Below are 24,651 nucleotides of genomic sequence, written 5' to 3'. Positions count from 1 at the left end.
TTGTTGTTCCGTTTAGCTAGTAATTATTGATAAGTAGTTTCACCAATTATACTCCAAAAGTTTTGCCTCTAAAAATTGTCAATTTCTTGAGAATTTTTGTAAACATGGGCATGATTTTTTGGGGCTTACTGCTTGCTTATGGAGCATTTTGGAAAATCCCTAGCCCAATGCAGTCAAACTAGGCTCAGATTCTAGTATGCTCCTAATGATGAATTAAATTAGCAATTTCTATGCTCAATCTATCTGGAAAAAATGCCCTAGTTACAGGTATTGCCAATAACCGTTCTATCGCTTGGGGAATTGCCCAACAACTACACAAAGCCGGGGCTAATTTGGGCATTACCTACTTGCCAGATGACAAGGGTAAAATGGAAAAAAAAGTTTCTGAATTGGTAGAAACGCTCAGTCCTAGCCTATTTCTGCCCTGCAATGTTGAAAATGACGAGCAAATTCAATCTACTTTTGAAACCATCCGGCAAGAATGGGGGAAAATAGATATTCTAGTGCATTGTTTAGCCTTTGCAAAAAAAGAAGATTTGACCGGAGGTTTTAGTCAAACTTCTCGTTCTGGTTTCAATACGGCTCTGGAAGTTAGCACCTATTCACTGGTACAGTTAAGCGGTGCAGCTAAACCTTTAATGACTGAAGGCGGAAGTATTATTACTCTTACATATTTGGGAGCAGTTCGAGCAATTCCTAACTATAATGTCATGGGTGTGGCTAAAGCTGGTTTAGAAGCCAGTGTTCGCTACTTGGCAGCGGAACTCGGACCCGATAATATTCGCGTCAATGGTATTTCTGCTGGACCTATTCGCACCTTAGCGTCTTCAGCCGTTGGTGGCATTTTGGATATGATTCATCACGTCGAAAAAGTAGCACCACTCCGTCGCACCGTCACTCAACTAGAGGTAGGCAATACAGCAGCTTTCTTATGCAGTGATTTAGCAAGCGGTATTACTGGACAAATCCTGTATGTAGATGCGGGATATGAAATTATGGGGATGTAGGGGATGTAGGGGATGTGGGGGATGTAGGGGATGTAGGGGATGTAGGGGATGTGGGGGATGTGGGGGATGTGGGGGATGTGGGGGATGTGGGGGATGTGGGGGATGTGGGGGATGTGGGGGATGTGGGGGATGTGGGGGATGTGGGGGATGTGGGGGATGTGGGGGATGTGGGGGATGTGGGGGATGTGGGGGATGTGGGGGATGTGGGGGATGTGGGGGATGTGGGGGATGTGGGGGATGTGGGGGATGTGGGGGATGTGGGGGATGTGGGGGATGTGGGGGATGTGGGGAGAAAGAATTTTTCCAATGACAACTGACAACTGACAACTGACAACTAACAACTAACAACTGACAACTGACAAATGACTAATAAACAAACTCATCGGATAGCTTCAGTTCACCGCACTACTGGTGAAACAGATGTTCACGTTACTATCAATCTGGATGGTACAGGGATATGTAAAGTTTCTACAGGTATTCCTTTTTTAGATCATATGCTCCATCAAATCGCTTCTCATGGGCTTTTTGATTTGGACATTCAAGCTAAAGGTGATTTGGAAATTGATGATCACCACACTAACGAAGATGTGGGGATTACCTTGGGACAAGCTTTATTCCAAGCTTTGGGTAATAAAAAGGGAATTGTCCGGTTTGGGAATTTTCTTGCGCCCTTAGATGAAGCTTTGGTACAAGTTGCTTTAGACTTTTCTGGTAGACCTCATCTCAGTTATGGTTTAGAAATTCCTACTCAACGGGTGGGGACTTATGATACTCAGTTAGTGCGGGAGTTTTTCGTAGCCTTGGTGAATCATAGCCAAATGACGTTACATATTCGCCAATTGGATGGAATTAATTCCCATCATATTATTGAAGCCACATTTAAGGCTTTTGCTAGAGCCATGCGAATAGCAGTGGAAATTGATCCTCGGCGGACAGAAACAATTCCTAGTTCTAAAGGTGTGTTATAAAAATCCTCAGCATCGGTTAATCTGTAGTTAGCTCTAAATAGTCAGTAGTTGGTAGTTTCATCGCTATGAATTCTGTTGTAGACAACCCCGATTCTCAGCAAAATCCCTTAGATAAACAACCCGTAGTCCTGACTTCTGAATTGCGAAAGGTCTATCGCACGGGGTTTTGGCTCAATCAAAAGGTTGTATCGCTCAAAAACTGTTCTTTACAAGTGTACCCAGGAGAAACCTTTGGTTTGTTGGGTCCTAATGGTGCGGGTAAAACCACGTTGTTAAAATTATTGTTGGGAATTATCCGCCCTACATCTGGAAGGGGATTATTGTTAGGTAAACCCATAGGCAACGCTAAAGTCAAGCAGCATATTGGCTACCTCCCAGAAAATTCCTATTTATACGAATATCTGAGCGGTTGGGAATTTTTGCAATTAACAGCGGGTTTATTTCAAATTCCCCAAAAGTTACAACGTCAACGCATTCCCCAATTGTTGGAATTAGTGGGATTATCCCAAGCCGATGCTCGTAAAAAGCAAATGCGGCGCTATTCTAAGGGAATGCTTCAGCGCGTGTGTATGGCTCAGGCATTAATCAATGATCCAGATTTAGTTTTTTTGGATGAACCTATGTCTGGACTTGATCCTCTGGGGCGTTACCAAATGCGAGAAATTATTCTTGCTTTGAAAGCATCTGGTAAAACCATATTTTTTAATAGTCATGTATTGAGTGAAGTGGAACAAATTTGCGATCGCGTGGCTATTCTTGATCAAGGAGAATTAATCTGTTGCGGTTCTCTCAATGAACTTTTAGGTAATCAAAACACCTATCATGTTAAAGGTCAAGGCGGAGACGGGGAAATCTTGAGAAAATGGATAGGTAATTTAGAATTTCGGTCTGATGGTTCTTGGCAGGGTATACTCCAAGAAGATTATTATGATTTTCTGTCTAGTTTGAGGTTAATGGGGGGAAAAGTTATCACTATGAATCTGTCACGTCAATCTCTAGAAGAGTTTTTTATCCATCAAATTCAAATCCGAAATCATCCGCTTAATTAGTACAAACAGGTAGAAAATAAGAGAGATAAATCACCCATAAGTAGTAATTTTTGCGAATTATTTGATGATTCTAAAAGTCAGTTACTTATGTGTTAATAATTCCTGATAAATTTAGTGTTATGACTGTACCATCAGCGGATGAATTAGTTGTTGACATAGGACGAAAATTGTTATCAGCGAGGAACCGTAACTTGCAAAAAGCACTGAAAATATTTCCTAACATTCAGAGAAGATTTAAAATCAAATTCCTTACGCAACAAATTATTTATGTCCGGAAAACTAAAGATTTATTAGAAAATAAAATTGTTGAGTCACTAGGATTCTTCAGTATACTCGATGTTAAAATGTTTCCGAATAACTCTAAATATCGTCATTTTCAATTCTCAGGTAAATATGCTTAATAAAGATTTGTGTAAATTTCTCACCCACTCAACTATGGGTTTAGCATTGTTAACAACAGTGAATATCGCTTTGCCATCGGTGAGTTTAGCGCAAAAACAGCCAGTAAAATCAACACCCAGTATCGCTACAGATTATTTATTAGGCGGCGGCGATCGCATCCGTGTCAATGTATTTGAAGTACCAGAATATACGGGTGAATATCAAGTTCCTCCTGGTGGTTCAATTAATATGCCTTTAATTGGCAGTATCCCCGTTTCGGGCTTAACCACAGAACAAGCTGCTGATACAATCGCCAGAAGATATGCTCGCTTTCTCAAACGTCCGCTCATTTCCGTCAACTTATTATCACCCCGTCCCATTAATGTGTTTGTTGCTGGGGAAGTAACAAGACCGGGTGCTTATACCCTCAGCTTGGAAGGGGGAGCAGGAAATAACCCCGGTGTCCAATATCCAACAGTATTAGCTGCCCTGACCAGCGCTCAAGGTGTGACACTAGCAGCAGATGTAACTCAAGTACAATTACGCCGCAAGGTAGGACGTTCTGGAGAGCAGACAGTTTCCCTAAATTTAAAGGAATTGACGCAAACAGGTAGAATATCTCAGGAGATTACCTTACGAGATGGAGACACCATAATTGTCCCCACTGCTGCCAGTTTGAATGTGGCTGAAGCCCGGAATTTATTTGCAGCTAACTTTGCCGCTAGTCAAAGTTCACCCCGCACAGTGGTGGTAATTGGTCAAGTTTACCGTCCTGGTTCTTATCTTGTTACTGCTGGAAATGCCGGTGGGGCAGAGGGTGGTGGTGCTGGTGGTGGTTTACCCACTGTCATGCGGAGCTTACAACTAGCAGGGGGAATTACGTCCATTGCGGATGTTCGGAAGATTAAATTACGCCGTCCTACCCGAACTGGTACGGAACAAACTATAGATATTAACCTATGGGAATTACTACAAAGCGGTGATATCAATCAAGACATAGTGGTGCAAGATGGCGATACTATCATCATTCCTACAGCTACGGATATTAGTGCCGCTGAATCTACCCAATTAGCAACAACAACTTTGTCCCCAAATACTATTGAAGTGGGTGTAGTGGGTGAAGTCAAAAGAGCAGGGGCGGTAAGATTACAACCAAATAGCTCTTTAAATCAGGCATTATTAGCCGCTGGTGGTTTTAATGATAGTAGAGCCAGTAAAGGAACTGTAGAATTAATTCGCCTCAATACCAATGGTACAGTTACTAAACGTCCAGTTAAAGTGGATTTAGCTAAAGGAATTAATGAGGAAACCAATCCGATCCTTCGCAACAATGATGTTGTCGTAGTTGATCGCAACGGGTTAGCTAAAACTGGTGATAGAGTTAATACTGTAGCCGGTCCTTTAGGTACTATCTTGGGGATTATCAGACTATTTACTACTGGATTTTAGTTTAAGTCGAAAGGTTGGTTTTCTAGGTTTCCACTCAAAAAATCTAGACCCAAAACATAATTATTATACATCTTAGGTTATTTTTTTCGGCAACTCATGATTAGAGGTGTAGCGATCGCCTATAATGCGATCGCAGGTTTATCATTTTTATAGTTAACAATCGGGAAATTACGCAATTAACCCATTTTAATTTACAGTTAATGCCAGCCATCACCCTAACAATCAATTCTGCCCGAAGCCGAAAGAGGAGAATAACTGAATGGACCCAATAATTTTTATCATATTTTTAGCTCTAGTAGGTTATGCCTTCGCATCTGCAAAGATGGTAAATCAAGGAGATGTCGCCTTAGTTGAACGCTTGGGGCGGTATCATCGCAAACTAAATCCTGGACTAAGTTTCATAGTTCCCATTCTCGATCAAGTTGTGATGGAGAATACAACCAGAGAGCAGTTATTAGATATAAAACCGCAAAATGTAATTACTAAAGACGGAGTTTACTTAGAAGTTGATGCAATTCTTTACTGGCGGATCAAAGACATTGAAAAAAGCTTTTATGCTATTGATGACTTAGAAACAGCTTTAGCTAACTTAGCCACAACCACCCTTCGGGAAAATATCGCTCAAAATTCCTTAGAGGATACTAATATGTCCAGAGCCGAGATGGACGGAAGCATATTAGGTGTATTAAATCCAATTACATCCGCATGGGGAATTGAAATTATCCGTTTAGATATTCAAAGTATCACCCCACCAGAAGCTGTACGCAAGTCAATGCAAGAACAACAAACAGCACAAATTAAAAAAAAGGCAGCAATAGAAGCAGCAGAAGGAGAACGACAAGCAGCAGTTAAACGAGCGGAAGGAACTAGAACATCAATAGAAATAATTGCTGAAGCCTTGCGTTCTCACCCCGAAAGTAAAGATATTTTAAGGTATCTTGTTGCCCAAGATTATGTAGATGCTAGTCAAAAACTGGGTGAAAGCAATAATGCCAAAATTGTCTTTGTAGATCCTGCTAACTCAACAGAAATGTTTCAGGAATTGATTTCTGATTCAGTACAAGAAAATCATGGTAAAAATCCCACTAATGGAAAGGGTAATGGCAATGGTAAAGGTAATGGGAATGGATCTAATTAGAGCTTGACACCATTAACTGGGCGCGAGCCCCGCGCCCCTACCTCCTAACCTATGGCTAACGCCACGCTGCGCTATCACGAAAAATAGCATCTGCTACCAGAGTAACTTCTTGCATTTCTCGAACATCGTGGACTCGGAGAATATCTGCACCATTAAAAATAGCCGCACAACAAGCTGCGGCTGTTCCCCAAACCCGTAATGTTGGATCTGGTTGATTAAGAATATTACCAATAAAACTTTTACGAGATGCTCCCACCAAAATTGGAGAATTAAGTGTTTTTAGTGATTCTAAACAGCGAAAAATTTCTAAATTCTGGTCATGGTTTTTAGCGAAACCAATACCAGGATCAATAATTATTTTATTTTTGTCAATTCCCAAAAGTGTAGCCTTTGTAATTTGCTCAGATAAAAATTGATAAATATCAGGAATTAAATCTTCATAATCAGTACATTTTTGCATAGTTTGGGGTTTTCCTCGGATGTGCATTAACACAATCGGCACATTTAAACTAGCAACAGTTGGCAACATTTGGGGGTCAAATGTACCAGCAGAAATATCATTAACTATATCTGCTCCAGCGGTAATTGCGGCTTTGGCTACTTCTGCTCTAGTTGTATCTATAGAAATAGGAATATCAATAACTGGACGTAGCAACTCCAAGACAGATAGCACCCGCTCAAGTTCTGCTTCTAGGGATATTTGTTCTGCCCCTGGACGGGTTGATTGTCCACCAATATCAATAATATCAGCACCAGCCGAAACCATTGCTTGTGCCTGGGTTAAAGCCGCTGAGGTGGTGTTAAATTTACCACCATCACTAAAACTATCCGGGGTGACATTCAAAATTCCCATGAGATAAGTCCGCTTTCCCCAGGTAAAACAGTGATCTCGGATAGTTAAGTTGTTAGACATGAAATTTTTTAACTTTTAATTGATGTATCCCCAATCCCCAATCCCCATTATTGATAGTTGACAATTCTGGCAAAACTATCAGCTTTTAGACTAGCGCCACCAACGAGAGCGCCGTCAATTTCTGGTTGTTCCATAATTTCATCAATATTATTCGGGTTGACTGAACCGCCATATTGGATAGGAACTAGGGGATTAGTTAATTGACTGCGAATTAAGCCAATTACCCGATTTGCTTCCTTCGATTCACAGGTATCACCAGTACCAATAGCCCAGATTGGCTCATAGGCAATGATCAAGTTAGTTTGATCAATATCTACTAAGTCTTTTTTTAACTGGGTGCTAATTATTGATTCTGTTTCCCCCGTATCTCGCTGTTGTTTAGTTTCCCCAACACAGAGAATGGGTGTGAGTCCATGCTTTTGAGCAGCTTTAAGACGGAGATTGACAGTTACATCTGTTTCCCCGAAGAATTGCCGTCTTTCACTGTGTCCCACAATGACAAAACGCACACCGATTTCTGTTAGCATAGAGGCGGCGATTTCGCCTGTATATGCTCCACTTTCTTCCCAATGGACGTTTTGTGCGCCCAAATTTACACGGCTACCATGCAAAGATTTAGACACCAGGCTTAGGTCTGTGAAGGGAGGAAATAATACCACTTCTCGTTCTGAGGGGGTTTCCTCCAGGTGAGGCAAAAATCCGCTTAAAAATTCTGCGGATTCTGCCTGGGTTTTGAACATTTTCCAGTTACCAGCAATAACGATTTTCCGCACAGGTGATTTAATCAAAATTTTAATGTTACTAGATGCACTTTTTAATGTACTACTTTTTCAGGACTATTCACGAAGCAGAATTTATCGGGCTACAGAAACGGTAGTCAGTAGGAATATAGGCAAAAGTGTTGGTCTTTATAATAAATGAGATGCTTTATAAGTTATTTGTTTATATGCTATCAATCAAGAGGAGGATGCCAACCACTAATTACCCAACGCTTTCGAGCAATCAGAATTACTGGATTATTGATTCGTAGCTTAACTATTGTAGTCCGACCAATAGCATTTATACCTTCTAATCTTGTACCATCAGCGCTCCATCCAAAATGGTCAGTCCATTTCTGTTGACGAGGGTTAAAAAGTTGTATAGTTTCACCACTCAAAGGATCTATAGATTCAACTGCATCACTTTTGAATTCGTTGCATGAACGACAAGCTAAACAAAGATTTTCAAAAGTTGTTTCTCCACCCTTAGAAACTGGGTGAATATGATCATAAGTCATAGGAATACCGCTATTTGCTTCAGATGTCAAGCAATAACAGCAACGTGATTTATCCCTTTCTATGATTTTTTGTCTTAAACTTTCAGAAATATATGTAGACACAACAATTTAAGAATTTGATAAACGATACCCTCGCCAACTGAGTAATACTGCTGCTTGGGCTTTACATAACATAAATAAATCAGCCTCATGTCGAAGTGACATCAACTCTAATTGTTCTACTTCTGTAAGTATACCCCTAGAGTTATGATCAAGCAGGATGTTATATCTGTCCATATCATCTGCTGTTTTTCGACTATTGGCAATTTGCCAAAGAGTATTGTCATCTAGCTTATCTAATGCGGCAATTTCAGATTGAAATTCTTCCGGGACATCATCCCAAGCTGGTGGACTACCAACTTGCAAAGCATGAAGCATTACTTCTTCTAAGGGACGTTGAATAGCATTAGCAGTATTAACTAATCGCTGATAGATAATTTCTGGGATTTGGAGAGTTACTGTTTCAGTGGGCATAGGGTGAACGTTAGAGTTTATTTTATATTGATTATATTACCTATTATCAATCATCAATCCACTTAAATCTGAATCGTGCATCCCTGTACCATTCTTTACCACCCTCTTGAGTTCTAAATTGTTGATAATATCGTTTGTACAACTTTTCAATATCTGTATAACCTATTATATATCCTAGAAGTTTTAAATCACTAGGATTTCCTGTTTGTAACTGTTTTATTCTCCGAGGCAAGTTCTGAGTTTTGCCAATTTTGACACAGTTACGATCTGCTACTGAATAAATAAAATAAACTACCCCAGGTTCACCTATAGGAGCTTGTTTACAATCTTCACACCAAATTATTCTTGGTAATGGAACAAGAGTTTCAAAAAATTGAAGTTCTTCTTCTAGTCTTTGTCTAAGATTTCTTTCTATTGTAAGGTCTTGCTCTGCTCTTTTTCTCAAATCTCTTTCTCTTTCTAATTCTGCTTCTAAGTCTTGGCTCTTATTACGGAAAATATTTAAGTATCTTTTTCTTAATTCTTCTGTCATTTTTTTTGCTTGCCTATTTACTAAATTATTTTTACTGTAATTACATCTTACACAAATGTATGAAAATAGGCAATGTTTTTATACAAGCATTTTCAATCATAACCAACGTACTGTATAAAATACTTACATATAAGGCAGGCAGATCAGGATAAACCTGCCCTAAATACCCAGTTATAGCTATCCTATGCCAAATACAGAACCAACTGTAGACTTAATCGAGTTTCCAGCATCTTTTAAAGCTTGAGTAAAAGGTTGCTTATTCTGCAAAAATACCCTCGCACAATTGCGTCCTGGCATACCGGAAATTGAGCCACCTGGATGTGTTCCTGCACCTGTTAAAAAGAGATTATCAATGGGGGTTTTATAATTAGCTAATTCGGGTAAAGGTCGGAAAAAGATCATTTGATCCATTGTCATATCAATATGATAATAATTCCCTTTGTATGCCCCTAATCTTTCTCCTAATTCTGCCGGACTTTCTACTCTTCTAGCGATAGTTGCTTTCTTCACATTGGGGGCGTAAGTTGCTAATTTGTCAATTACTCTATCTGCAACTTTGTTTTTCAATTCATCAGTCCAACCTGTCCCTTTTAAACCTGTACCTTTTGCATTAGCAATTTGATAAGGAGCAAAAAATTCAATCCATAAAGTATGTTTACCAGGTGGTGCTAAACTAGGGTCAAGAGCGCTAGGCATGACGAGATACATGGAGGGGTCAGAATCGGGAATTTCGCCTAATGTACATTTACTATGAGCCTGTTCTACATGATTCATAGAATCAGCAATGAGAATTGAACCAATGAGATATTCATCTTTATGATCATGATGAGAAAAATGCAAGGGTTCATCTAATGCTAAATCTATTTTCAGAATGGTTTCATTGTTATTGATAATCCGTCGTTCTAACCTTTCCCACAAATCAGGATCAACGGCATCAATATCACTTTTTTCTGTCATTTGTAAGAACAATCTTTGAGCATCAATATTAGAAATTACTCCCTGTTTAGCTCGATATTCTTTACCACCTGCCACCCGCACACCCTCGGCTTTAGCATCATTAATTAAAATCTTTTCTACGTGCTGGTCTGTGAGAATTACCCCACCTTTACTATTAACTAATTTCACCAATGCTTGGACTAATGCACCTGTACCGCCGCGAGGTCTAGCCATTCCAGGATTATGACGCATAGCCATCATCATCACCCCAATTGCCAGATTTTTTTGAGAAGGTGGCGCACCTAATTCTGATGCTAATCTAGATAGGGGAGCTTTGAGAAATTCTTCATCAAACCATTCATTAAGAATATCTTCGGCGCTGTTTAACATTGTTCGCACAAAATCAAAACTTTTGGCGGGAGAACCAACTACAGAAAATAAATCTTTAACTTGTTGCAGATTGTAGTTACCGAAAATATCTATAATTGATTTGGGTGGGGCATTAAACATGGGAATCATGGCGTTAATTGCCCGTTGCCAATAATTTGTAAACTCGGCATATTTTTTAGCATCTCTTTCATTGTAACGAGCGATTTCTGCACAGGTTTTTTCTAATGATTTATGTGCTAAGAAATATTTACCGTCGGGGTGAGGACAAAATACAACTGGGTCACATTCTAGATATTCTAAGCCATATTTTGTCAGTTCTAATTCTTCTACTACTGGACCCAAATGAATAAATTCATGGTCAATGGCACACAAGTTAAATTTAAAACCTGGTGCTTTGTCTGGGATACATTCTTCTGTTGTGGCTGCACCACCGGGAACAGGACGTTTTTCTAGTAGTAAGACGCTATAACCTGCTTTGAGTAAATAAGCCGCACAAACTAAGCCGTTGTGTCCAGCACCGATGATGATAACGTCGTATTCTTGCATATCTCTTATGACATAGAAACCTGGCTTTTTTATATTATTAATATTTACGGCAAATTGCAAGTAAATTAGGTAAAATTTTAGTGGAGATTAGTTACAATAATATAGCAATCCTATTTGAGTTGTTGCCGGAGAACGAACCACAGAGGCACAGAGAGCGCAGAGGTAGAGAAGGAAGAGATGTATGTTTACGGCAGGTTATACAAATACGTCTTATTTAGGATTACTATAGATCCCCAATTTATTCAATAAATCAGGGATCTTGTTTGAGAAATTATTGCTGTTAAACTGTGACTGTTTCTAAGTTTACATATTTTGGTTGACGAAGATTCTGAATTTCTAAATTTATGGGACCATTTGGACCTGTAACTAAACCCCGTCTTTGTGGTTTAATTTCATCGGTATTCACTAATTTCATTGACCATGTTTTCAGAACTTTAGCTAATATTAATTTCATTTCCATTTGGGCAAATGCTAAACCGATACAACGTCTTGCACCACCACCAAAAGGTAGAAATTCATAGGGAGAAAATTGTTTTTCTAAAAAGCGTTCTGGGTTGAATTTTTCGGGTTGAGGATAAATATCTTCCCGTTGATGAGTTAAATAAATTGAACCCATAATAATTGTGCCTGCTTCAAGTTGATAACCACAAAGAGAAATAGGTGTTTTTACTTTTCTGGGAAAAGTTAGCATTGCTATGGGATAAATCCTTAATGTTTCATTACAGACAGCAGTTAAATATGGCAATTTAAAGATAGTATTAGAATCAGGATTTTCTCCTAAACTATCCAATTCGACTAATAGCTTTTCTCGAACTTCTGGGAGTTTATGAATCCAGTAAAAAGCCCAAGAAATTGCTGTAGCTGTAGTTTCATGACCTGCGAATAATAAAGTCATTAATTCATCTCTTAATTCTTCATCCGTCATAGGTTCACCATTTTCATCCCTAGAGGACATTAGTAAAGTGAGGATATCTGTCCGCTGAGGATCAAAATTTTCTCTTCTTTGTTGAATTTCCTGATAAATGAGTTGGTCAGCTTTTTCCTGTTTCTTTATTTGTTGTTTCCAAAGTTCCGAAATACCAATTACCTCTTTCAATTTGGGAAAATAGAGAAAAGCAACTCTCCAAGGAACACTACTTTGTTCAATAATTTCACAAAGTAAATGTCTCAGGTTTTCAGCTTGTTCTCCTTCATAAATCCCAAAAACAGCTTCCATCATAATCTGAAGAGTAATTTCTTGGAAAACATTTCTAATATTAAAAGGTTGATTTTTTGGTTGTTTATTGATAGTCTTTGTGGTAATATTTTCAATTAATTCAGCATAACTTCGCATTCTTTCCCCATGAAAAGGTGGCATAATTAATTGCCGTTGACGTTGATGCTCTTTACCACTCAGGCTAATGACAGATTTTTTACCGAGTAAATATTCAAAAATACTATTTAATTCTCCTGGTGCTTCCAAGTCCTTGTGATCATTACTTAATATTTGCTGGATAGCTTCAGGAGAATGAACAAATAAAATTGGTGGTAAATTACTTTCCAATTTTAGAGTAAACAAATCACCATAAGTCTTGGCACATTCTGTCAAATAACTCATGGGTCTGAATATCCAGTTTAAAACTTGAATAGTAGCTGATACTTTTGGTCCTGGTAGTAGTTGCATAATTTTCTCCTGTTTTGATTACACAATTAATTACAGAATAACTCAACTTCAACTATAAACCCTTGAGATTTGAATTTTCACAAGATTATAAAAAAAACTAGATGTGTAGGGGTTTAGCAGTGCTAAACCCCTACGTATACTGATGTAATGACATGAAAGGAAAAACAAGTAATCATGTGAGATGAGTATTTAACCTACTTATGGTGATATTGCGAAAAAGCAATTAACTATTAGATCCTCAAAGATGTAAAATCTTGGTTACATTAAACCAGAAACTCAAGTTTTTCCGATTTTATTCAGGTACTCAACATGACAGTAATTACGACAAAGGCAGCTTCCGCAGTTCCAAATTTTTGTGAAGGGATACAATATTTTGGGGAAGCATTGCCAGATTTTGAAATTTATGGGGCAACTCCCGTGATAGAATCGGGCAAGAGGGCGATCGCATCCCCAACAGATCTAAATGCAGTATATCAAACCTTACTGGCCGCTGATGCCCTGCGCTACTTAACTCTACAAATCAGTGCTAGTAAGGCTTCTGGCCATCCCGGCGGTTTTGCCAGCCAAGCGGAGGCTTATGCAGCTTTGGTCATGCTGGGACATAAAAACATTATCACCGAAGTAGGACATCACGCCCCCGGTTTTTATAGTGCCATGTTCTTAGACCGTTCCTTAGAAGACATGGGCATTTCTACAGTACAACAATTGGGCGATCGCTTTCGAGAAAAGCATGGATTATTAGGACACCTATCCGGCTACATTCCCGGTATTCTCGCACCGGCTGGACCCCTGGGACAAGGACAACATTTCGCCATGGCCGCAGCCCTCTTACACCGTGATAAACTCTTCCCCTTCACCCTGGGAGACGGGGGACTGGGTGAACCCTATATCATGAGTTCAATGGCACATTTCAACACCGCTTACCCCACTGTTACCAACTTCTTACCCGTATTGGTGTGGAACGGTTACAGCCAAGAACACCACAGCATGGTATCTTTGAAAACCAACGCAGAGATGATCGCCTATTGGCAAGGTAACGGTTTTGCCGAAGTTGTATTAGTCAATGCTAAAGATTTTGACGACCAAAATCAAGCCGGTGAATACGTTGATAGTACCGCATTTTCTTTTGAGAAACGCCTAGAATTTACCAAAGCGGTATTAGTAGGTATGGATAAAGCTGCCCGTTCTGCACTTAGCGGTAAATTGACGGTATTTATTATCAAACAACTCAAAGGGGCAGGGGTTCACGCCTTGGGGGCAAAATCACACAACCTCTATCCTAAAGATACATTAGACGCGCCCCATATTGTCAGCGCCTTACAAAAACGGGCATTATCAGCCCCAGCATGGCAAATTGTGCGGACAAATGCCGAACGGGCTGGAGGTGGTCCGGCTGCGAAAACTGTAGTCACAGAATTTGAATTACCCTTAGCAGAAATTGGCGAATTACCATTAGTAGAATATCAAGTTGGCGCAGTTCCCCAAGTTTCTACAACTGTCATGGGTAAGCTGGTGGGAGTAGTAGGAAATAAAGATAAAAACTTCCTTGTGACTAACGCTGATGGTAACGCCGCTTCAGGAATTGGTAATATTAATGAGGCATTAAAAATCATTCACCCCACCACCGATGACACCTATCATCAAGCCCCAGGAGGTCAAGTTTACGAACCTTTGAGCGAAGATGCTTGTGCTGGTTTAGCGGCTGGATTATCCTTAATGGGGGCGAGAACTTTGTGGTGTTCCTATGAATCTTTTGCCATCAATGGTTTACCAATTTGGCAAACAGTAACCCAAGCAATGGCAGAATTACGCCGTCAAACTCCCTCGACAATTACATTATTTACAGCCGGGGCTTTAGAACAAGGACGCAACGGTTGGACTCACCAAAGACCAGAAATTGAAGCTTATTTTGCATCTTTGATGAGAACGGGAAATGTCTTCCCATTATTTCCCCCAGATGCTAACAGTATTCAAGTCTGTTATGACTGGGCTTTGCAAACAAAAAATAAAGGCATTGTCATTACTGCTAGTAAGTCTCCATTGCCAATTCGTAGCACCTTTGCCCAAACTGAAAAAGGCTTAATTGATGGTGCGGTGTTATTACATGAAGTGGCTGGTGGGAAGACTGTTGTATTTGCTGTAATTGGCGATTTGACTTTAATTCCTGTGTTTGAAGCGGCGGCTTTTTTAGAAACTGAAGGTATTGGTGTGAAGATTGTTTCTATTATCAATCCTCGTCGTTTATATCGTCCTCATGATACTGCTTGGGATACTTGTTCTGAACCTGATAACGGTTTTCTAAGTGATGCCGATTTTGAGCAATTGTTTGGTGGAGATGCCTTAATTGGTGTGACAGGTGGCGCTGCGGCGATGTTAGAACCAATCATGTTACGCAGTAATTCTCAGCGTGATTCTTTTGCCTGGAAGCGTGGGGAAACTACGGCTAGTGCGGGTGAGTTGATGGCTTTTAATGGGTTGACTGCGGAAGCTTTGACTAAGCGGGCTATTGAGTTGGTGCATTAATATCATAAGTACCTGGACAGAATTAATTACATATTATTTATTTATCAATTCTTTGTCAGTCAAGGATTTCAGTCCAGATGTTTGTGTAATTAATTTTGTCTCATTACTTATTTCATTTAGGGTGCGTTACACTGTTGCTAACGCACCCTACAATACTACAGTTTTTTGATATTTCTAAAGAGATTTATGTTCGTTTTGTCCTCTAAAAAAGTTAGTCTCAAGAGGTGTTTTTATTAACCACTCAATAAACTCTCCTTTGTATTCTTCAGTTTTTTTAATCATAAAGAAAATTGAAAATGCGAGAGAAGGTAATATAGTAGATAAGGGTCTAGCCATGATTTTAGGAAAAGGATAGAATTGAGAGCCAGAGAATTTCTCAATAGATGTAAATCTTCCAGCAATATTACTGTAAAAATTGATTGTATCATTTTTAGAAAAGACTCTTACATGAGCAGAAATCAATTTTGTAGAAGTCGGATGAACTCCAAAAATTCCTAGAATACGATTATGCAAAGAAAGTACATTTGGCACACCCAAATATAAATAACCACCAATTCTTAGGCTTCTAAAAATTTCGTGATTAATCCAAAATATTTCCTTGGTGTGTTCTAAAATCTGGTTAGCTATAATAAAATCAATAGATTCATTTTCAAAAGGAAACTGCTGATTCTCTATATTAAGTGAAATAGGCTCAATACCCATTTGTATTAATTTTTCCAAATTCCAACTACCATAATCTATACCTATACATTTTGCTTTCGGATAATGGTGTTTGACTATTAACAAATCTTCTCCACTACCACATCCTAAATCTACACATCTTGAGATATCTATATTTTTAAGACCTTCTTGTAAAATATGCCTTCCATAGGTTTCACTATGGTCAACAATAGTCAATCTGCTTGTAGTACCGGGTATCACATTTTTCAAAATTCAATCCTCCTATTGATATTCTAGAAAATAACATTCAGAAAATAACCCGCATGAGAAGTATCAATATTCCCTTACCTGACACCATGCGAGCTTATATATAAAATTAGCACAAGTAAGTAGGTTAGGTTGAAACAAGGAAACCCAACAATACCCACCATTAATAACCCTAAATTACAGTCCAAAAACCCTGTATCTGTTCACATTATCTCACTCAACCATTACTAGGGATTAATAGAGCGATCGCACCTGAAAAGCTTACTCTGTATCTGTTTACGTTATCTCACTCAAGTATTACTAGGGATGTTTATGGCGATCGCACCTGAAAACCTTACCCTGTATATGTTTACATTATCTCACTCAACCATTACTAGGGATTAGTGGAGCGATAGCGAAGCGCTGCTGCAAGCAGTTCGCACCTGAAAACCTTACTCTGTATCTGTTTACGTTATATCATTCAAGCATTACTAGGGATTAGTAGAGCGATCGTGTCCCGAAAACCTTACCCTGTATCTGTTTACATTATCTCACTCAAGCATTACTAGGGATTAGTGGGCGATCGCACCTGAAAAGCTTACCCTGTATCTGTTTACGTTATCTCACTCAACCATTACTAGGGATTAATGGGCGATCGCATCTGAAAACCTTACTCTGCATCTGTTTACATTATCTCACTCAAGCATTACTAGGATGTTTAGAGCGATCGCTGTGATCGTGTTGGTGCATTAAGATTTTAACCGCAGATGTACGCAATATCTTATATTTTTCTTAACGGGTGACAAGGCGGTTGAAGATGAGATGTGGCAATAATTTGAGAAAATAAGGGAGTAAAAAAATAGGGACAAAGAAGCCCCCGAAGCAAAAAATGTTACCACAATCATATCAAACAATTTTCCGAAAGCATTTGAGTGAACAGCAGTATTTGACACTAGAGATATTGTTGTTATTAATACAGGCTCATCGCCAAGTAAAACTGTCAAAATTGGCCAGCTTGTTTCCCCAACCAATTAAATATGAAAGCAGGAAACGTAATCTACAAAGATTTTTAGGAATAGGTAAACTCTGCGTAAAATTATTATGGTTTCCATTGATAAAATATTGGATTAGACAATCGTTAACACCAAAACAACTGAATCGAGAACAGCGCCGTTATTTTCATAAAAAACAGTATCAAAAATATGGTTATTGGATGGTAGCACTGGATAGAACACAGTGGAAGGGGCGAAATATATTTATGGTGACATTGGTATGGGGTACTCATGCCCTACCACTATATTGGGAAACATTAAATCATGTCGGAAATAGTAATTTACAAACACAGAAAAGATTAATAAAAACAGCAATAAAGTTGTTAAAAAAATGTCGAATTGTGGTGTTAGCAGACAGAGAATTTCATAGTCCAAAACTGGCTAAATGGCTTGATGAGCAAGGAGTTTACTTCGCTTTACGCCAGAAGAAAAACCTTTATTTTCAAGAAAAACCTGAACAAGAATATCAAGTTCTTAAAAATCAAGGATTTAAGCCAGGAATGTCGAGATTTTATGAAAAAGTTAAATGTGGTAAAGGGGATGAATTAGGCTTATTTAATATCGCTGTTTATTGGAAGAGAAAATATCGGAACTCTGGACCAAAAGAACCTTGGTATATCTTGACGAATCTACCAACTCTCCAACAAACTTTATGCCTCTATAGATGTCGATGGGGAATTGAGCAATTCTTTAAGGATTGTAAAACTGGTGGTTATAATTTAGAGGATACTAAAGTAAATGAAACTCGCTTTTTAGCTTTAGTATTATTGATTGTCATTGCTTATAGTTTAGCCACTATGCACGGTCAACGGATGAAAAAATTAGGTATAGAGACTTATGCCGGACGTATTCAACAACATCAGGACAAGTACCCACGTCAAAGTGATTTTAGCTTTGCTCTCTACGGACAACTATGGATTTATGGTATGGAATTATGGGCTGATTTAGCTCTGAATTTAATCAATCTCAAGCCTCATAAACGCCTCTTTTTTCAACGGGGCTTTCAGGCTCTATCCCTTATGAAACAAGCTCTTTAGCCGCCTTGTCACCCGTTAAGTATATTTTTAGAGTGTACATTTGCGGTTGAGCGTATGGTAAAGAATTTTACTTTATTTTTCTTTACATTTAGTTTTGTCTTGATCCATTAATTTAAGACTATTATAAGACTATAAAATTTATTGCTGTTAATTTTCATGAAAATACTTTCTCAAATCTTCGATAACAGAATAAAAGCATACAATATTCTGACAGAAATTTCTATTTCTGAATATTTAGAAATAGCTAAAATTATTCTTCAAAATAATCCTTTTCAAAGAAAAAGATTAAGATCATATTCGTCAATATATAACCTACTCAAGAAAGATTTAAAAGTAGGATGTACTATACCTCCCCTAGTTTTAGCACTCGGTAATGAAAATATAGAAATTAATTATGAAGATGATAATGAATCTCTCAATTATATAAATAACCATAAAAATAAATTAATCATTCTTGATGGATTACAAAGAACATACACTTTACTCGATGTAGAAAAAGAGTTAGATTTTGAAAATGATGAAAATAAAAGAAATTTTTATGATCATAAGTTAAGATTTGAAATTTATTTAGGTCTTAACAAAATAGGTATATTGTACAGAATGCTGACACTTAATACGGGTCAATCACCTATGTCGGTGAGGCATCAAATAGAAATACTTTATTCAAATTATCTCGATGAAAATATTCCTGGAGGAATAAGATTACTTAGAGAAGTTGAGGAAGAAACTCCGCATCAAATTGGCGAATACAGATTTAATGATGTAATAGATGGTTTCACTTCTTATATTCTTAGGGATGAGTCTAGTTTGGATAGAAGAGACTTGCTTGAAAGTATAAAAAGTTTAGAAAAGCTTGCTCTAGAAAATCAAGATAATGATCTATTTCAAAATTACCTCATAACATATAATAATTTGGTTAAAAAAATACATGAATTAGCAGGTGATTGGAATTGTAATAATGAAGAAATCATATTATCGGGTAAGCCGTTTGGTTCTAGCGTAGATAAAATATTTTCTAAATCACAAGTAATGACAGGTTTTGGTGCTGCCGTAGGTTTTTTGAAAGATAAAAATCTCATTAATTCATTTGATGATATAAATAGAGGTATTGCAGATATTAAACCTAGCAAAGATGACTACAACTTTCTTGACGAGTTAATTAGAAAATTAGATGAAATCAGTAAAACTGCCAAAAAAATAGGCAACTCTCAAAGAATGTATTTTTATTACTTGTTTAGAGAATTATTTAGCTCTGCAAGTGACTCATTTTTATTAATAGATGAATCAATAGAATCTAGTTATAAAAGATACAAATTAAATGAGTAAAGTTTTTATATGTCTCTCAAAATTATAGATGAAGTTTCAAATACAACATATTTGTTAACAGAAGTTACATCAACTTTTAATGATGATGAATATCATTTTGAGCTTTCTGATTCAAGTGGCACTAAGGTCTATATTGATTATGTTTTAACTCCCTACAATGATTATAAACCTGAAGATTACTCATTGTTCATATTTAAGTCATGGATTTTAAATAGTGAAAATAACATTTTTCAGGCTTATGAAAAAGACATTAATGAGAGAATTGGTTGGATGTTTCCTATTCAATCTCTTGTATCTAATGAACATAAATATGTAGGTAATTCTCATTTTTTAAAATATGCCTATGTTGCATTTCTCAAATTACTAATAAATCGAGAACAGTATGAAACTTTTACTCCATATCTCCAGACTACAGACAGTTATAGATTAACAGAATTTTACGGAGATGATATAATAATATTAGTTTTATCTAATACTCAAATTCAAAAACTTGATAATTTTCATATTGATAATTACCTTACTTCTTTATATTCATATAGTTATTACTACTGTCAACCTATTGATAATTTTAAAGAAATTAATAGTAGAGCTAATTTTCAATCTCCTGGTGATACTAGATTAATACTTCAGAGAAATTCATCCTATTTACAAGGAGAAGTTTATCTACATAGACTTTTCAAAAGTTTGTTAAAAACAGAGGAACATCCTTTGGTTCGGTTTTATCTTCTTTACCAAGTAATTGAACTAATTATAGAGATAATTTTTGAAAAAAGTTTTTCAGATACAATCACTAATTTCCATAACAATACAGATAAAAATATATATGAACTTAAGGAATCAATAGCATCTATTTCTAGTGAAAAAGAAAGAATATCTAAATTAATAGCTACTTTAGAAAAACATTTTGATGGAAATACTAAAACCAATCTACTTCTTTATTGTAATGACTTACTTGTAGCATTTAATAGTGAGAAAAAAGATAGCTTGGCTTTAGCTTTGTACGCTGTTAGAAGTTTAATAGTTCATAAGTTTAGAAAATTGCCAGAGAAGGATTTACCAAAAATCGCAGAAATTAATAAAGAATTTGAAAATATTGTCATTAAAATAATTTTAAATTACGAAGAAATAAGTATTTAGATTTTGTAGGTTTAAATTAGTAAGTACAGTATCTGTTCACATTATCTCACTCAACCATCACCAGGGATTAGTAGAGCGATAGCGAAGCGCTGCTGCAAGCAGTTCGCACCTGAAAACCTTACCCTGTATCTGTTTACGTTATCTCACTCAACCATTACTGGGGATTAGTGGAGCGATCGCAGAAGCATGACAGATACACCTGGAAAGATTCACCTCACCTGAGAATTATCACCCGACCATGAGTTATAATCAAGATTAAAGTCATAACCATAAAATTACTATGACTCTCCAAATCCTAGACAAAACTACCACAATTTCCGAACAGCGATTTCTTCTACCTGGTTATTACACTTGGGAGGAATTTGAAACAATAGAAACCTTAACCGCAGATGCAGCAGGTTTGCGGATAACTTATCTTGATGGGTGCATTGAATTTATGACACTTGGTGAACAACACGAAACTATTAAAAGTGTAATTGCTATATTCTTAGCATTATACTTTTTTGAAAAAGGTATAAACTTTATTCCAGTAGGCAGTGCTACTCGTCGCGCAAAAGAAAAAAGTGCTTCATTTGAACCTGATGAATCTTATTATATCGGAGAAAAAAAAGCAAATCCAGATTTAGCAATTGAGGTTAATATTACCAGTGGCAGTATTGACAAACTAGAAAAATATAAAAGGTTTAATATTACCGAAGTCTGGTTTTGGGAAAATAATCAATTCTCTCTATATCATCTCAAAAATGATAACTATGAGCAAATTAACCAAAGTGAATTATTGCCAGATTTAGATATAGATTTATTGGCAAGTTGTGTTTTAATGCCTTACATTATTGATGCAAGAACAGCATTTATTAAAGGTATTAAGAAGTAGTAGTTTTTAGTTTGGGTTGACACAAGGAAACCCAACAATACCCACCATTAATAACCCTAAATTACAACCCAAAAACCTCACATCATCTCACCGAACTATCACCAGCGATTATTGGGGCGATCCGCAGTTGAAAAACCCTGTATCTGTTCACATTATCTCACTTAACCATTACTAGGGATTAATGGGGCGATAGCGAAGCGCTGCTGCAAGCAGATCATGTAAATAAGAGAAGACAATAGAACCATGACAGATACACCTGGAAATATTCATTTATATTAAATTCACTAAACCCAAACTAATCTGAATTGCTCTATCTACCTGTTCCATTGTGACTGATTCTAGAATACCCAACCGTTTAATTAATCGTTGTTTATCAATAGAACGAATTTGATTAAGAAGTGCAACAGAATCAACCTGTAAACCTCCTTCTGGTACTTTAATTAGCACTTCAGTAGGATACAAAGGTTCTGTAAACTGAGAAGTAATAGCAGCTACAATAGTTATAGGACTATATTGATTAGAAACGTCATTCTGCAAAATTAAAGCTGGGCGTGTTTTTTTGATTTCTGAACCTATAGTTGGATCAAAATTAACCAAGTAGATTTCACCACGCTGGGGATAGATTATTTTTCCCTTACTTAACACGCTTCCTCTTCCAAATTAAACCACTCTTCAACTAATCCTAAATCACGTTCTGCTCTTTTAATAGCTCCTTGTTTTAACTGTTCTTTGATATTAAATTTACTATAACTACCATTCGCATATTCATCACGGACTAATTGAATTTCTTTTTTAGTTTCTTCATCTTCTTGCCAATTTTCCTCCTCATTATCAGCGATCGCTTCATTAAGAAGTTGTGAAATCTTTCGTTTTTCTGATAAACTTAGCGCATTTAAGGAATCAATCAGTAACTCTATCGGAATGAATAGATTTAATCCAGTTTGTGACATGGCTTTTATCATGATGTGATTGTCGTTCTACATTATATCAAACGATGGCGAATTAGTCTATAAAAACCCTGTATCTGTTTACATTATCTCACTCAAGTATTACTAGGGATTAGTAGAGCGATAGCGAACGCGAGTGCGTCCCGGAGGGAACTAGTGCTGCTGCAAGCAGTTCGCACCTGAAAACCTTACCCTGTAATGTTTACGTTATCTCACTCAAGCATTACTAGGGATTAGTGGAGCGATAGCGTTCGCGAGTGCGTCCCGGAGGGAACTAGCGCTGCTGCAAGCAGTTCGCAGTCCGAAAACCTTACCCTGTATCTGTTTACGTTATCTCACTCAAGCGTTACTAGGGATTACTGGGGCGATAGCGTTCGCGAGTGCGTCCCGGAGGGAACTAGCGCTGCTGCAAGCAGTTCGCAGCCCAAAAAGCCTGTATCTGTTCACATTATCTCATCTAATCATCACTAGGGATTACTGGGGCGATTGTGTAAATATTCACCTCATCTGAGAATTATCACCCAAACTAAATCAAATCCTATATTTACAAACTACTAGACTAAAAATATCAAATTAAGCTATACTACTTATAGTATGACTGTGGGTAGGATATGGCTAAAATCTCAATTTCATTGCCAGAGGAACTACTAAATTACATTGACCAAAAAGTTGAAAACCGTAGTGCGTTGATTGAAAATCTCTTGAAACAATGGCAAGAAAAACAACAAGATGAAGCACTAGCCGCAGCTTGTGCTTTGGTTGATGAATTAGAATTAGGTTGGGAAAGTGAATGGCAAAACATAGCGATTACCGAATGGGAAGCATCTGGATAGTAACATTTGATCCATCTGTAGGTACAGAAATTCAAAAAACTCGTCCAGCACTGATAATTTCTGGGACTTTGTTTAACAACCAACGCAGCAAAGTCACTAGAATATTTGGTTTTACGTGCATTTGAACTTGATGGTGCTGATATAGCTTGGCCTTATACTGTGACAATTCAAGGTAAAATAGTAGAACAAATTGATGGAGTAGTATATACAAACAGCCTAGCCTGCCTGATAGAATGTAAAGATACAACTGAAGAGGTTAATATTGGACCCATAGCTAAATTACGAAATCAATTACTACGAAGACCGGCAACAGCGATTGGTAGCGTATTTAGTCGAACTGGATTTACAGAAGCCACAGTAACTTTAACTGGGTTTGTCGCTCCTCAAACTATTCTATTATGGGGAGGAGAAGAAATTGAATATTCACTAGAAAATAAATGTGTATGTGAATTTCTAGTCAAAAAATATCGTGTTTGTGTTCAAAAATGTATCCCCAATTACGACGTTACAACGGAGAGTTTCTAATGACACTAGCATACATTCTTACAGAAAGAGATAGAGATATAGTAATTTTACAGAAATTACTACCAAAAAATTTGATTCAAGACATCAAATTTATAGCTGGTGCAAGTTCTTATAGAGCGCGTTCTTTAGCTAGTTCACTGCTTGCTACTCGAAAAACACCAGTTGCTCTTGTCATAGATGCAGATACAAATAACGAATCTCAAGTATTTGAAAAGCAAGATTTAATTAATTATGTATTAAATCAAGCATCATCTGGTATTCCTTTTCAAGTTTCTCTAGCAGTTCCAGAAATAGAATCCATATTTTTACAGGATAAATCATTAATTGAAAAAATAGCAAAAAGAAAAGATCCATTTAATGATTTAGAATGGCAATTTGCTCAAAGTAACCCTAAAGAATTTTTAGAGGCAATCTTAGGTAAAAAACACTCACTCAATGACACAATACTTAGAAATCTAAATGATGATGAAATTAAGATATTGCAACAACATCCATTAATACAAAAAATCAAGGGTTTCTTGTCATCAGTTATTGAGCCTTCTGTTGCTATTAATTAATCTAACTGGATCTAGAATTTCTATTCATCTAATAACGCACTTATTACAACCCGAAAACTCTGTATCTGTTCACACACATCATCTCACCCAACCATCACCAGCGATCGCAGTCCGAAAACCTTACCCTGTATATGTTTACGTTATCTCACTCAAGCATTACTAGGGATTAGTAG

At 37.3% G+C, this 24,651-nt stretch carries 26 protein-coding genes; 16 read left to right on the top strand and 10 right to left on the bottom strand.

From position 1 onward, the window contains the following. Positions 1-230: 230 nt before the first annotated feature. From fabI to AA650_RS08515, 7 genes are all read left to right on the top strand, one after another. Positions 231-1,007 (top strand): enoyl-ACP reductase FabI, encoded by a 777-nt coding sequence (gene fabI / locus AA650_RS08545; RefSeq protein WP_053538688.1) that lies wholly within the window; start codon positions 231-233, stop codon positions 1,005-1,007. A gap of 14 nt (positions 1,008-1,021) precedes the next feature. Next, entirely contained in the window at positions 1,022-1,324 is a 303-nt protein-coding gene (locus AA650_RS08540; protein ID WP_053538687.1) for a hypothetical protein, read from the top strand. Between the two features lie 45 nt (positions 1,325-1,369). Next, positions 1,370-1,975: an imidazoleglycerol-phosphate dehydratase HisB gene (gene hisB, locus AA650_RS08535; protein WP_053538686.1), complete on the top strand. Its 606-nt coding sequence runs from the start codon at positions 1,370-1,372 to the stop codon at positions 1,973-1,975. A gap of 65 nt (positions 1,976-2,040) precedes the next feature. Further along, a complete protein-coding gene (locus AA650_RS08530) occupies positions 2,041-3,024 on the top strand; it encodes an ABC transporter ATP-binding protein (RefSeq protein WP_039201786.1) in 984 nt (327 codons plus the stop codon). A gap of 119 nt (positions 3,025-3,143) precedes the next feature. Beyond that, positions 3,144-3,425, top strand: a complete 282-nt coding sequence (locus AA650_RS08525; protein WP_168465998.1) for a hypothetical protein — start codon at positions 3,144-3,146, stop codon at positions 3,423-3,425. Next, positions 3,418-4,854: a polysaccharide biosynthesis/export family protein gene (locus AA650_RS08520; protein WP_053538685.1), complete on the top strand. Its 1,437-nt coding sequence runs from the start codon at positions 3,418-3,420 to the stop codon at positions 4,852-4,854. Before AA650_RS08525 ends, AA650_RS08520 begins: the two co-directional genes overlap by 8 nt. A 259-nt stretch (positions 4,855-5,113) precedes the next feature. Beyond that, complete coding sequence (locus AA650_RS08515) at positions 5,114-5,992, top strand: SPFH domain-containing protein (RefSeq protein ID WP_053538684.1); 879 nt, start codon at positions 5,114-5,116, stop codon at positions 5,990-5,992. 55 nt (positions 5,993-6,047) lie between these two features. On the opposite strand, the gene folP is transcribed toward AA650_RS08515, so the two are convergent. From folP to AA650_RS08480, 7 genes are all read right to left on the bottom strand, one after another. Further along, on the bottom strand, positions 6,048-6,905 hold the full coding sequence (gene folP, locus AA650_RS08510; RefSeq protein ID WP_053538683.1) for a dihydropteroate synthase: 858 nt from the start codon (positions 6,903-6,905) through the stop codon (positions 6,048-6,050). A 47-nt stretch (positions 6,906-6,952) separates the two neighbouring features. Then, a complete protein-coding gene (tpiA, locus tag AA650_RS08505; protein ID WP_053541230.1) occupies positions 6,953-7,678 on the bottom strand; it encodes a triose-phosphate isomerase in 726 nt (241 codons plus the stop codon). Positions 7,679-7,857: 179 nt separating this feature from the next. After that, positions 7,858-8,283: an HNH endonuclease gene (locus AA650_RS08500; RefSeq protein ID WP_053538682.1), complete on the bottom strand. Its 426-nt coding sequence runs from the start codon at positions 8,281-8,283 to the stop codon at positions 7,858-7,860. Between the two features lie 6 nt (positions 8,284-8,289). Further along, entirely contained in the window at positions 8,290-8,694 is a 405-nt protein-coding gene (locus AA650_RS08495; protein WP_053538681.1) for a hypothetical protein, read from the bottom strand. Positions 8,695-8,740: 46 nt separating this feature from the next. After that, positions 8,741-9,226 (bottom strand): GIY-YIG nuclease family protein, encoded by a 486-nt coding sequence (locus tag AA650_RS08490; protein ID WP_053538680.1) that lies wholly within the window; start codon positions 9,224-9,226, stop codon positions 8,741-8,743. Between the two features lie 177 nt (positions 9,227-9,403). After that, the gene (gene crtO, locus AA650_RS08485) at positions 9,404-11,098 is read right to left on the bottom strand and encodes a beta-carotene ketolase CrtO (protein ID WP_053538679.1); all 1,695 of its coding nucleotides are present in this window, start codon (positions 11,096-11,098) and stop codon (positions 9,404-9,406) included. Positions 11,099-11,378: 280 nt separating this feature from the next. Next, positions 11,379-12,761, bottom strand: a complete 1,383-nt coding sequence (locus AA650_RS08480) for a cytochrome P450 (protein WP_053538678.1) — start codon at positions 12,759-12,761, stop codon at positions 11,379-11,381. A gap of 309 nt (positions 12,762-13,070) precedes the next feature. On the opposite strand from AA650_RS08480, the gene AA650_RS08475 reads away from it, so the two are divergent. Beyond that, positions 13,071-15,284: a transketolase gene (locus AA650_RS08475; protein WP_053538677.1), complete on the top strand. Its 2,214-nt coding sequence runs from the start codon at positions 13,071-13,073 to the stop codon at positions 15,282-15,284. Between the two features lie 174 nt (positions 15,285-15,458). Here AA650_RS08475 and AA650_RS08470 read toward each other — a convergent pair whose 3' ends face one another. Continuing rightward, the gene (locus AA650_RS08470; RefSeq protein WP_234413388.1) at positions 15,459-16,205 is read right to left on the bottom strand and encodes a class I SAM-dependent methyltransferase; all 747 of its coding nucleotides are present in this window, start codon (positions 16,203-16,205) and stop codon (positions 15,459-15,461) included. Positions 16,206-17,079: 874 nt separating this feature from the next. Between AA650_RS08470 and AA650_RS08465 the strand changes: the two genes are divergently transcribed. The 4 genes from AA650_RS08465 to AA650_RS08450 all read left to right on the top strand — a co-directional run bounded on the left by AA650_RS08465 (position 17,080) and on the right by AA650_RS08450 (position 21,616). Then, a complete protein-coding gene (locus AA650_RS08465; RefSeq protein ID WP_053537530.1) occupies positions 17,080-18,279 on the top strand; it encodes an IS4 family transposase in 1,200 nt (399 codons plus the stop codon). 156 nt (positions 18,280-18,435) lie between these two features. Continuing rightward, positions 18,436-19,605: a hypothetical protein gene (locus AA650_RS08460; RefSeq protein WP_053538676.1), complete on the top strand. Its 1,170-nt coding sequence runs from the start codon at positions 18,436-18,438 to the stop codon at positions 19,603-19,605. 9 nt (positions 19,606-19,614) lie between these two features. After that, entirely contained in the window at positions 19,615-20,742 is a 1,128-nt protein-coding gene (locus AA650_RS08455) for a hypothetical protein (RefSeq protein ID WP_053538675.1), read from the top strand. A 280-nt stretch (positions 20,743-21,022) separates the two neighbouring features. Beyond that, positions 21,023-21,616, top strand: coding sequence for a Uma2 family endonuclease (locus AA650_RS08450; RefSeq protein WP_053538674.1), 594 nt, complete (start codon positions 21,023-21,025; stop codon positions 21,614-21,616). A 270-nt stretch (positions 21,617-21,886) separates the two neighbouring features. On the opposite strand, the gene AA650_RS08445 is transcribed toward AA650_RS08450, so the two are convergent. Both AA650_RS08445 and AA650_RS08440 read right to left on the bottom strand, forming a co-directional pair. Further along, positions 21,887-22,261 (bottom strand): type II toxin-antitoxin system PemK/MazF family toxin, encoded by a 375-nt coding sequence (locus AA650_RS08445; RefSeq protein ID WP_053538673.1) that lies wholly within the window; start codon positions 22,259-22,261, stop codon positions 21,887-21,889. Beyond that, complete coding sequence (locus AA650_RS08440; RefSeq protein WP_053541228.1) at positions 22,255-22,566, bottom strand: hypothetical protein; 312 nt, start codon at positions 22,564-22,566, stop codon at positions 22,255-22,257. Before AA650_RS08440 ends, AA650_RS08445 begins: the two co-directional genes overlap by 7 nt. A gap of 608 nt (positions 22,567-23,174) precedes the next feature. On the opposite strand from AA650_RS08440, the gene AA650_RS08435 reads away from it, so the two are divergent. From AA650_RS08435 to AA650_RS08425, 4 genes are read left to right on the top strand one after another with little or no spacing between them, the layout of a single operon-like run. Next, positions 23,175-23,396: a ribbon-helix-helix domain-containing protein gene (locus AA650_RS08435; RefSeq protein ID WP_053538672.1), complete on the top strand. Its 222-nt coding sequence runs from the start codon at positions 23,175-23,177 to the stop codon at positions 23,394-23,396. Beyond that, positions 23,354-23,521 carry a type II toxin-antitoxin system PemK/MazF family toxin gene (locus AA650_RS26240; RefSeq protein WP_335337441.1) on the top strand — a complete coding sequence of 56 codons (168 nt, stop codon included), beginning with the start codon at positions 23,354-23,356 and terminating at the stop codon, positions 23,519-23,521. Before AA650_RS08435 ends, AA650_RS26240 begins: the two co-directional genes overlap by 43 nt. Beyond that, the gene (locus AA650_RS08430; protein WP_233455361.1) at positions 23,502-23,921 is read left to right on the top strand and encodes a hypothetical protein; all 420 of its coding nucleotides are present in this window, start codon (positions 23,502-23,504) and stop codon (positions 23,919-23,921) included. Before AA650_RS26240 ends, AA650_RS08430 begins: the two co-directional genes overlap by 20 nt. Next, a complete protein-coding gene (locus AA650_RS08425; protein WP_053538671.1) occupies positions 23,921-24,478 on the top strand; it encodes a hypothetical protein in 558 nt (185 codons plus the stop codon). Before AA650_RS08430 ends, AA650_RS08425 begins: the two co-directional genes overlap by 1 nt. Positions 24,479-24,651: the final 173 nt, after the last annotated feature.

Source organism: Anabaena sp. WA102 (genome assembly GCF_001277295.1).
Classification (GTDB): Bacteria; Cyanobacteriota; Cyanobacteriia; order Cyanobacteriales; family Nostocaceae; genus Dolichospermum; species Dolichospermum heterosporum.
Note: the sequence above shows the minus strand (reverse complement) of the source record. Positions and strands in the feature narration are given on the sequence as shown.